The organism is Kitasatospora sp. NPDC057198, assembly GCF_042670125.1.
GTDB lineage: Bacteria > Actinomycetota > Actinomycetes > Streptomycetales > Streptomycetaceae > Kitasatospora.
Genome location: NZ_JBHUWH010000324.1, coordinates 1 through 9,182, shown reverse-complemented (window position 1 = coordinate 9,182; position 9,182 = coordinate 1). Strand labels below are relative to the sequence as shown.

Genomic DNA, 9,182 nt, shown 5'->3' with positions numbered 1-9,182 from the left:
TCGGGCAGGCCCTGGAAGAGGGCTGGGCCGGTAAGGGAACAGGACCCGTATGGGGGCAGGGCCCCGGGAGCACCATCGCTCCCGGGGCCCCGCCCGTCGTCGTACCCGCTACCGGCGGGCCGGCGTCAGCGGCCCTGCAGGGCCTTGACGTTGTCGCCGAAGGTCCAGCCCTTCGAGCCGTCCCAGTTGATCGACCAGGTCATCAGGCCCTTCAGCTGGCCGTTGAAGGAGCCGTACGCCTGCGAGACCAGGCTGGGGGCCATGTAGCCGCCGCCCGCGCCCGGCTGGGCCGGCAGGCCGGGGACCTGCTTGTCGTAGGGGACCTTGATGGTGGTGCCCTGGATGGTCAGGCCGTTGTTGAGGCAGGTGGTCTGGGCGGTGAAGCCCTGGACGGTGCCGGCCGAGTAGGAGTCGCCGGAGCAGCCGTACATGGAGCCGTTGTAGTACTGCATGTTCAGCCACCACAGCCGGCCGTTGTCCACGTACTTCTTGATGATCGGCAGGTACGAGCCCCAGATGGAGCCGTAGGTGACGCTGCCGCCGGTGACGTACGCGGTCTCGGGGGCCATGGTGAGGCCGAAGCCGTCCGGCATCTGGGCGAGGACGCCGTCGATGATCCGGATCAGGTTGGACTGCGAGGCGGACAGGGTGCCGATGCTGCCGCTGCCGGACAGGCCGGTCTCGATGTCGATGTCGATGCCGTCGAAGTTGTACTTCTTCAGGATCGGGACGATCGTCGCGACGAACTTGTCGGCCACCGTGCTGGAGCTGAGGTCGATGCCCGCGGCGGCGCCGCCGATCGACATCAGCAGGGTCGCGCCGGACGCCTTGGCCTGGCACATCTCGGCGGGGGTGGAGACCTTGACGCCCGCGTCCATGCCGTCCTGCCAGAGCACGGTGCCGTCGGAGAGGATCACCGGGAAGGCCGCGTTGATCACGTTGTAGCCGTGCTGGAGCATCCGGCTGTCGGTGATCGGGGTCCACCCCATGCCCGGGTGCACGCCGTTGGAGGCGCCGTCCCAGTTCTCCCAGTAGCCCTGCAGCACCTTGCCGGTCGGCTTGGGCTTGGTCGGGCAGGTGGCGTCACCGGAGGTGGGGCTGCCGGACGGGCTCGGCGAGGTGCTGGTCGAGTTCGACGGGCTCGGCGAGGTGCTGGCCGACTGCGAGGGGCTCGGCGAGGCGGAGTGCGACGGGCTGGCCGAGGTGCTGGTCGACGGGGACGGGCTGCCGCTGCCGCCGGGGCCGCTGAGCACCAGGTCGTCCGCGTAGAACGCGGGCTGGCCGTACCAGCCGTGCACGAAGACGGTCACCGAGGTGGTGGAGGCGCCGGTGGAGAAGCTGGTGCTGAGCTGGCCGTACGAGGCGTTGCCCGGGGTCCAGGTGGAGGCGTTCACGCCGGTGCCGGTGGCGCCGAGGTAGACGTAGCTGCCCTGGATGAAGCCGCTCAGGGTGTACTGCGAGTTGGGCTGCACGCTGATGGTCTGCGAGCACTGCGCGGTGTCCTGGCCGCCGGGGGTGGCCTTGAGCGCGGAGGTGCCGCCGTGCACCGGGCTGCTGACGACCGCGGCGCCGGAGCCGCTGGTGCAGGTCCAGTTGGCCAGGCCGTTCTCGAAGCCGGGGTTGGCGATCAGGTTGGCGACGTCGGCGGAGGCGGTGACCGAACCGGCCACGGCGAGGCCGGCGCCGATCACGGCGGCGGCGCTGACCCCGGCCAGGGTGCGGCGTCCGGCGCTCGGGCCGCTCCGGGCGTGGCTGACCCGGGGCGCCTGGGCGGCGCGCTCCACGGGCGTGGACGACCTTCGACGGAACATCGTGCTCCCTTCCCGCCGAAACACCTGGTCATGGGCATGACCAAAGCTGTGGGGGTGCGGTGCCCGGCTGTGGGTGAGGTGGGGACATGTGGGGGGTGGTGCCCAGCCGGATCGTAGGAGCGGGGGCAAGGGCCGTCAATAGGTCTGGACCAATAGCGAGGGTCTGGACCGTTCGGGGAAGGGTGGCCGGCCGGGTCGCCGATCCGCGATTCAAGCAACCGAAGGTTGCACATCGTCGGCGACCGGTCTACCGTAATGAGCAACCAGAGGTTGCGAGAGGACGGAGGGGCACGATGGAGTTCGGCAGCATCGAGCGGGAGATCCACATCGACGCCGCGCCCGAAGTGGTCTACGAGGTGGTCAGTGCGCCCGAACACCTGCGGGAGTGGTGGCCCGACGAGGCGGAGTTCGACCCGGCACCCGGCGGCGGCGGAGCCATCACCTTCGGCGACCGGTCCGCACCGGACGCGAAGGTCGTCCCGTTCACGGTGGTCGAGGCCGACCCGCCCCGGCGGTTCTCGTTCCGGTGGACCCACGACGAGGGCGGGGCCGCGACGTCGGCCAACTCGCTCCTGGTGGTCTTCGACCTCGTCCCGTCGGCCACCGGCACACTGCTGCGCTTCAGCGAGACGGGCTTCCGGGAGAAGGGCTGGGAGGCGGCCGTCCTGGAGGAGCAGTACCGCGAGCACGTCGAGGGCTGGGACTTCTTCCTGCCCCGCCTCGTCGGGTACGTCGCACGGCTGGTGTCCGCCCCGTGAGCGCCGTCGTCGACGACGAACTCTGGTCCGCGGTGGGCGACCCCACCCGGCGGCGGATGCTCGACCTGCTGCTGGCCGACGGCGGCGGGACGGCGACCACGCTGAGCGGGCAGCTGCCGGTCACCCGGCAGGCGGTCGCCAAGCACCTCGGCGTGCTCGACCGGGTGGGCCTGGTCCACGGCACGCCGTCCGGCCGCGAGCGCCGCTACGAGGTCGACGAGGCCCAACTCGCCCGCGCGGTGGCCCAGCTGTCATCGGTCGGGGCCGCCTGGGACGCCCGGCTGCGGCGCATCAAGCGCATCGCCGAGACGATCCAGCGCCGGCAGGGCTGACCCGCACGTCGCGACCGCACGACCGCACGACCGCACGACCGCGCACGACCGCACGACCGCGCACGACCGCACGACCGCACGGAACGGTGCCACCGCCGCGGTGGCGCCGGCACACCGCGCCCGACCACGGGCGCCCGTACCAGGAAGAGGTGGCCGAGATGGTGGACATCCTGCACAGGATCGGCGTCACGGCGTCCCCCGAGGACGTCTACACGGCCCTGACGACCGTCGAGGGCCTGGCCGGCTGGTGGACGGAGGACACGGACGGCGACGCCGGCGCCGGTGGCGTCGTCCGCTTCCGCTTCCCGCCCGGCGGGTTCGACATGAAGGTGCTGGACACCGAGCCCGCGCAGCGCGTGCGCTGGGAGGTCGTCGACGGCCCGGAGGAGTGGATCGGCACGCGGATCGTCTTCGAGCTCAAGCGGGAGGACGGCTGGACGATCGTCCTGTTCCGGCACGAAGGCTGGCGGGAACCGGTGGAGTTCATGAGCCACTGCAGCACCAAGTGGGCGGTCTACCTGCTGAGCCTCAAGAAGCTGGTCGAGACCGGCGCGGGCGAGCCCTCGCCCCGCGACGTCCGGATCAGCGACTGGCACTAGGGCACCCGGGGCGCCCGGGGCCGCGTGCCCCCGTGCCCCCGTACGCCCTTCCCGCCGACGGCCGCCCCGGCGCACACTGGCCCCGGCCCCGGACGCCGAGCGGAACGAGACCGAGCGTGGACGTGGAGCGCCCCACCCCCGCCGCCCTGCTCGCCGAGGCGTGCGCCGCCGCCGGGCGCTCCGGCGCCGGTGCGGAGCTGATCCGGGCCGGCGAGAACACCCTGTGGCGGCTGCCCGGCGGGGTGGTCGCCCGGATCGGCAGGCCCGGCCAACTCGCGGCCGCGGCGAAGGAGTTGACTGTCGCCCGGTGGCTGCACCGGCACCGGGTGCCGGCCGTCCGCCCGCTCGGCCACCCGCCCGCGCCGCTGGCCGTCCGGGGCCGCCCGGCCACCTTCTGGTACGAGCTGCCCCCGCACCGGCCCGGCACCGCCGCCGAACTGGCCGCCGCCCTGCGCCGCCTGCACCGCCTGCCCCCGCCGGAGACCCGGCTGCCCGCCCTCGACCCGTTCGTCCGCCTCCCCGACCGGATCGACGCCGCCGGGCTGGACGGCCCGCAGCGCCGCCGCCTGCACGCCCGGCTCGCCGACCTGCGCACCGCCTGGGGCGAACTCGCCCTCCCCGCACGGCAGTCGGCCGTCGTGCACGGCGACGCCTGGAGCGGCAACCTCGCGGTCACCGCCACCACCGCCTACCTGCTCGACTTCGAACGCACCGCGCTCGGCCCGGTCGAATGGGACCTGACCACCACCGCCGTCGGCCGCCACACCTTCGGCACCGTCCCGCCCGGGACGTACGCCGCGTTCTGCGCCGCCTACGGCGCCGACGTCACCGAGTCACCCCACTACCCGGTGCTCCGCGACATCCGCGAACTGCGGCTCACCTGCTACGCGTTGCAGCAGTCCGCCGCCGACCCGCGGCACCGCGCCCAGGCCCGCTACCGCCTGGCCTGCCTGCTCGGCGAGCACGGCCCCCGCCCCTGGGGCTGGACCGCGCTCGACTGAACCCGACCCGGCCCGACCCGGCCCGGTCCGCCCGGTAGCCGGAGGGCCGGGCGCCGGCGGCACCGGGTCAGTCCACGCAGGGCACCCCGCCCAACTCCACCGGCTCCGGCAGCGGCAGGAGGAGCAGCGGCGCGGTAGGGGTGGCGGCCGGGCCGTCCGACAGCGCCGGAGGAACGGCGGAAGCGGCCGGGGCGGCGGGGGAGGCGGTGGCCGTCGCCCCGGGCGGGGCCGTCCGGTCGCCGAGCAGCAGGTCGCGGGCCGCGCCCGCCGGAAGCAGCCGGTTGCCCGTGGCGTCCGTGGTGACCGGCAGCGTCTGCAGGACGCCCTTCCCGGCGGCCAGCGCCGGCACCTGGCGGACGAAGTCCACCGGGCTCCAGCCCTGGTCCACCACCAGGCTGCCGTCCAGCGCCCGGTACAGCGCGGCCAGCTTCGAGGCGTCCGCCAGCGTCCCGCCGGAGCGCAGCTTCTCCACCACCCCCGCCAGCAGCGCCTGGCCGCGCCGGGTGCGCTCCAGGTCGGACTGCCCGCCGACGCCGTGCCGCTGCCGGACGAAGGCGAGCGCCTGGGCCGCCCCCAACTCCTGCCGCCCGGCCGGGAGCCGGGCCCCGCTGTACGGGTCGTCCACCGGGTGGTTCAGGCAGACCGGGATTCCGCCGAGGGCCTGGGCGACGCGGTAGAAGCCGGCCATCGACACCTCCGCGTAGTGGTCGACCCGGACGGTGGTCAGCTTCTCGACCGCCCGCAGCAGCGCCACCCGCCCGGCCTCCCGGCCGCGCTCGTACCGCTCCCCGCCCGCGGCGCCGCCGTCCGACTGCTGCAGCGCGGCCCGCTCGGCGTTCAGGTAGACCCTGCCGAGCGCCTCGTCGGTGCCCGGCACCAGCACGTCCCGGGGCAGCGACAGCTGCCGCACCTCGCCGCCGCCCGCCGGAATGTGCACCAGCATGATGGTGTCGGCGCTGCCCGCCGCGTCCGCCGCGCCCGCCGTGCCGCTGTGCAGGTCGCCGTGGAGCAGGTCCTCCGGCACCGGCCCGCCCTGCGCGCCCAGGGCGTCGTCGGTGCCGACCAGCAGCAGCGTCGTCCCGTCGGTCGGCGGCGCCGGCGCCGGACTCGGGCCGGTGTGCGCCAGCTCCACCGCGGAGGTCCGTTCCACCGGCAGGTCGCGCGGCAGCGCCAGCAGCCCCGCCCCGACCGCGACCACCGCGGTCAGCGCCCCCGCCAGCAGCACCGTGCGCCGCTGCCTGGCCCGTCTGCGCCGCCGCCCGGCCGCCAACCCGCGGTCGACCAGCCGGGCCGTCAGCTCCGGCTCGGGCCCGCTGCCCGACAGCCAGAAGGCCGCCCCCAACTGCACCTCGAACTCCTCCTCCGCGTCGTCCCCGCCGTCCCGACCGCGCCCCGCACCGTTCGCCCCGCCGTCCACTCCGCCACTCCGTCCGCCCGGTCCGCCGTGTCCGCCCCGCCCGCCGTGCCCCGCCCTCACCGCGCCACCAGCTCCGCCAGGTCCCCGCCCAGCAGCCCGCGCAGCTTGGCCAGCGCCCGCGAGCACCTGGTCCGCACCGCCGCCGAACTGTCCCGCACGATCGCCGCGGTCTCCTCCACGCTGCGGTCCTCCCAGTACCGGAGCACCACCACCGCCCGGTCCCGCGGCGGCAGCTGGGACAGCGCCTCGACCAGGGCGAGGCGCAGCGCCGAGTCCGGCCCGTCCTCGGCGATCTCGGGGAGCGCCTGGCTGGGCCGCTCGCTGCTGCTGCGCCGCCGCTGGTGCGACAGGTACGCCCGGACCAGCACGGTCTGCGCGTACCCGGCCGGGTTGTCGATCCGCCCGGCCCAGCCCGGCCGGTGCAGCCGGTGCCAGTGGGTGTACATCTGCCCCAGGGTCTCCTGCACCAGGTCCTCCGACAGGTGGGTGTCCCCACCGGTGAGGAAGTACGCCGAGCGGTAGAGCTGCCCGGACCGGGCCGTCGCGAACGCGACGAACTCCTCCTCCAGGGCGGCCCGCCGACCACTGCCCACTTCTCGTCTCCCCTCGTCGGATCCGCCCTATGACGGCCCGGGGGGTCCGCGATGTTTCACCCGGGCCCGAAACGGATCCGAAACGGACCCGAAAGGGCCCGGAGCGGGCCCGGCGGATCCGGCGGCACGTCCGTCAGTGGAGTATCACTGTCCGGTTGCGGACAGTCCGAGGGACCCCGCCCGCTGGAAGGATGGGACGGCACCGCCTGCTCGTACCCCTCACTGGAGTTCCCCCATGGCCCTGCCCGACGGATCGCTCAGCCACCGCTACCGAGGCGAGCACCCCGTCCGCACCCTGCTGTTCCTCTTCCGTCCCGACCGCGCCCGGGTCCTCGGCGCGGTCGGCGTCTTCTTCGCCAAGCACGCCCCCGTCTGGCTGCTGCCCCTGATCACCGCCAACATCGTCGACGTCGTGGTCAAGCACCGCGACATATCCGTGCTGTGGTGGAACTCCGCCGTCCTGCTGGCGATCCTGCTGCTCAACCTGCCGCTGCACATGCTGTACGTGCACTGGATGCACGGCTCCATCCGCCGGATGGGCACCCGGCTGCGCTCCGCGCTGTGCCACCGGATGCAGCAGCTGTCCATCGGCTACCACTCCCGGGTCAGCGCCGGCGTCCTGCAGGCCAAGGTGATCCGCGACGTCGAGGGCATCGAGACCGCCTCCCAGCAGACCGCCGACAACGGCCTGGCCGCGATCGCCACCCTGCTCGGCGGCCTGGTCGTGATCGCCGTCCAGACCCCCGCCTTCCTGCCGGTCTTCCTGGTCGTCGTCCCCGCCAGCGCCCTGCTGGTGGTCCGGCTGCGCGAGCGGCTGCGCACCCAGAACGAGTCCTTCCGCCGCGAGGTCGAGCAACTCTCGTCCCGCATCGGCGAGATGACCACCCTGATCCCGATCACCCGGGCGCACGGCCTGGAGCGCACCGCGCTGCGCCGGGTCGACCGCACCCTGGGCCGGGTCCTCGACGAGGGCCTGCGCCTGGACCTGCTCAACGGCCGCTTCGGCTCGATGTCCTGGATCCTGCTCAACGCGATCGGCGTCGGCTGCCTGGCCGGCTCCGCGCTGGTCGCCTACTACGGCTGGATGAACGTCACCCCCGGCGCCGTCGTCATGCTCAGCGCCTACTTCTCCTCGCTCACCGGCTCCGTCACCACCCTGCTCACCCTCACCCCGCAGCTCGGCAAGGGCCTGGCCTCGGTCCGCTCGGCCGGCGAGGTGCTCCAGGCCCCCGACCTGGAGGAGAACGCCGGCAAGGCGGACGTCACCGGCGTCACCGGCCGGATCGACTTCCAGGGCGTCGGCCACAGCTACTCCGGCGCGGACGCCCCGTCCGTCACCGGCTTCGACCTCTCGGTCCGCCCCGGCGAGACCATCGCCCTGGTCGGCGCGTCCGGCGCGGGCAAGTCCACCGTCCTCAACCTGGTGATCGGCTTCCTGCGCCCCACCGAGGGCCGGATCCTGCTCGACGGCCGCGACATGGAGGAGCTCGACCTGCGCTCCTACCGCAAGTTCCTCTCCGTCGTCCCGCAGGAGTCCATCCTGTTCGAGGGCAGCATCCGGGAGAACGTCACCTACGGCATGAAGGACGTCCCCGAGGAGACCGTCCTGGCCGCCCTGCGCGACGCCAACGCCCTGGAGTTCATCGAACGCCTCCCCGACGGCCTCGACACCGTGGTCGGCGAACGCGGCGCCCGCCTCTCCGGCGGCCAGAAGCAGCGCCTGGCCATCGCCCGCGCCCTGATCCGCGACCCGCGCGTGCTCATCCTGGACGAGGCCACCTCCGCGCTCGACTCCCGCTCCGAGGCACTCGTCCAGCAGGCCCTGGCCCGGCTGGTGCGCGGCCGCACCGTCTTCGTCGTCGCCCACCGGCTGTCCACCATCCGCGGCGCCGACCGGATCGTCGTCATGCACGACGGCCGGATCGCCGAGATCGGCTCGCACGCCGAACTCCTGCGCACCGGCGGCCCCTACGCCGGCCTCCAGGCCGCCCAGCTCGCCTGAACCACCCCCTCACGGAACAGGAACCGCCCCGCATGACCGACCCGCTCAGCGGCAGACTCGTCCGGCTCAGGGAACTCCGCGAGGCCGACCTCCCCCGGCTCACCAGCTGGTGGCGCGAACCCGGCCTCGCCATCCAGCAGCTCACCGGCCCCGTCCACCCCCAGCCCGAGGCCCGGCTCGCCGACATGTTCCGCGCCTGGAGCCAGAACACCGGCACCGACCTCGGCCTCTCCGTCGAAACCCTCGACGCCGGAGACCTGGCCGGCCACGTCACCCTCTACGGCGCCACCCCGAAGGACCGCTGCGCCACCCTCGCCATCATCATCGGCCCGCCCCACCAGGACCGCGGCCTCGGCACCGACGTCCTGCGCACCACCATCCGCTACGGCTTCGCCGAACTCGGCCTCCACCGCATCGAACTCACCGTCAACAGCTACAACACCCGCGCCCTCGCCGCCTACCGCCGGGCCGGCTTCACCGAGGAGGGCCGCCGCCGCGAAGCCGTCTTCCGCGCCGGCGGCTGGCACGACCAGGTCCAGATGGGCGTCCTCTCCACCGAGTGGTGCGAGGACGTCTAGTAGTGCTTCGTTACGTTGGGTGATCTTGCCTGTTGGTGGGCATTCTTCAGGTGTGAAGCTGGGGGATGTGGAGCGGCTCCGTGGTGAGTTG

At 73.7% G+C, this 9,182-nt stretch carries 9 protein-coding genes and 1 pseudogene; 6 read left to right on the top strand and 4 right to left on the bottom strand.

Features of this window, described 5'->3' with window-relative positions; genetic code table 11:
- Window positions 1–125: 125 nt before the first annotated feature.
- Both ACFUEL_RS28505 and ACFUEL_RS28500 read right to left on the bottom strand, forming a co-directional pair.
- Complete coding sequence (locus ACFUEL_RS28505; protein ID WP_380239640.1) at window positions 126–1,046, bottom strand: chitinase; 921 nt, start codon at window positions 1,044–1,046, stop codon at window positions 126–128.
- Between the two features lie 300 nt (window positions 1,047–1,346).
- Window positions 1,347–1,811, bottom strand: a pseudogene (locus tag ACFUEL_RS28500) (carbohydrate binding domain-containing protein); the annotation flags it as partial.
- 293 nt (window positions 1,812–2,104) lie between these two features.
- On the opposite strand from ACFUEL_RS28500, the gene ACFUEL_RS28495 reads away from it, so the two are divergent.
- The 4 genes from ACFUEL_RS28495 (at window position 2,105) to ACFUEL_RS28480 (ending at window position 4,501) form a co-directional block, all read left to right on the top strand.
- Window positions 2,105–2,569, top strand: a complete 465-nt coding sequence (locus ACFUEL_RS28495; RefSeq protein ID WP_380239638.1) for an SRPBCC family protein — start codon at window positions 2,105–2,107, stop codon at window positions 2,567–2,569.
- Window positions 2,566–2,901 carry an ArsR/SmtB family transcription factor gene (locus ACFUEL_RS28490; protein WP_380239637.1) on the top strand — a complete coding sequence of 112 codons (336 nt, stop codon included), beginning with the start codon at window positions 2,566–2,568 and terminating at the stop codon, window positions 2,899–2,901. The genes ACFUEL_RS28495 and ACFUEL_RS28490 overlap by 4 nt, the downstream gene beginning before the upstream one ends.
- Window positions 2,902–3,059: 158 nt before the next feature.
- On the top strand, window positions 3,060–3,500 hold the full coding sequence (locus ACFUEL_RS28485; protein WP_380239639.1) for an SRPBCC domain-containing protein: 441 nt from the start codon (window positions 3,060–3,062) through the stop codon (window positions 3,498–3,500).
- A 116-nt stretch (window positions 3,501–3,616) separates the two neighbouring features.
- Window positions 3,617–4,501 carry a phosphotransferase family protein gene (locus tag ACFUEL_RS28480; RefSeq protein WP_380239636.1) on the top strand — a complete coding sequence of 295 codons (885 nt, stop codon included), beginning with the start codon at window positions 3,617–3,619 and terminating at the stop codon, window positions 4,499–4,501.
- A 67-nt stretch (window positions 4,502–4,568) separates the two neighbouring features.
- On the opposite strand, the gene ACFUEL_RS28475 is transcribed toward ACFUEL_RS28480, so the two are convergent.
- Both ACFUEL_RS28475 and ACFUEL_RS28470 read right to left on the bottom strand, forming a co-directional pair.
- On the bottom strand, window positions 4,569–5,918 hold the full coding sequence (locus ACFUEL_RS28475) for an LCP family protein (protein ID WP_380239635.1): 1,350 nt from the start codon (window positions 5,916–5,918) through the stop codon (window positions 4,569–4,571).
- Between the two features lie 56 nt (window positions 5,919–5,974).
- A complete protein-coding gene (locus ACFUEL_RS28470) occupies window positions 5,975–6,511 on the bottom strand; it encodes a SigE family RNA polymerase sigma factor (RefSeq protein ID WP_380239634.1) in 537 nt (178 codons plus the stop codon).
- 235 nt (window positions 6,512–6,746) lie between these two features.
- On the opposite strand from ACFUEL_RS28470, the gene ACFUEL_RS28465 reads away from it, so the two are divergent.
- Window positions 6,747–8,513: an ABC transporter ATP-binding protein gene (locus tag ACFUEL_RS28465; protein ID WP_380239633.1), complete on the top strand. Its 1,767-nt coding sequence runs from the start codon at window positions 6,747–6,749 to the stop codon at window positions 8,511–8,513.
- A gap of 32 nt (window positions 8,514–8,545) precedes the next feature.
- Window positions 8,546–9,091 (top strand): GNAT family N-acetyltransferase, encoded by a 546-nt coding sequence (locus tag ACFUEL_RS28460; RefSeq protein ID WP_380239632.1) that lies wholly within the window; start codon window positions 8,546–8,548, stop codon window positions 9,089–9,091.
- The last annotated feature ends 91 nt before the right edge of the window (window positions 9,092–9,182 follow it).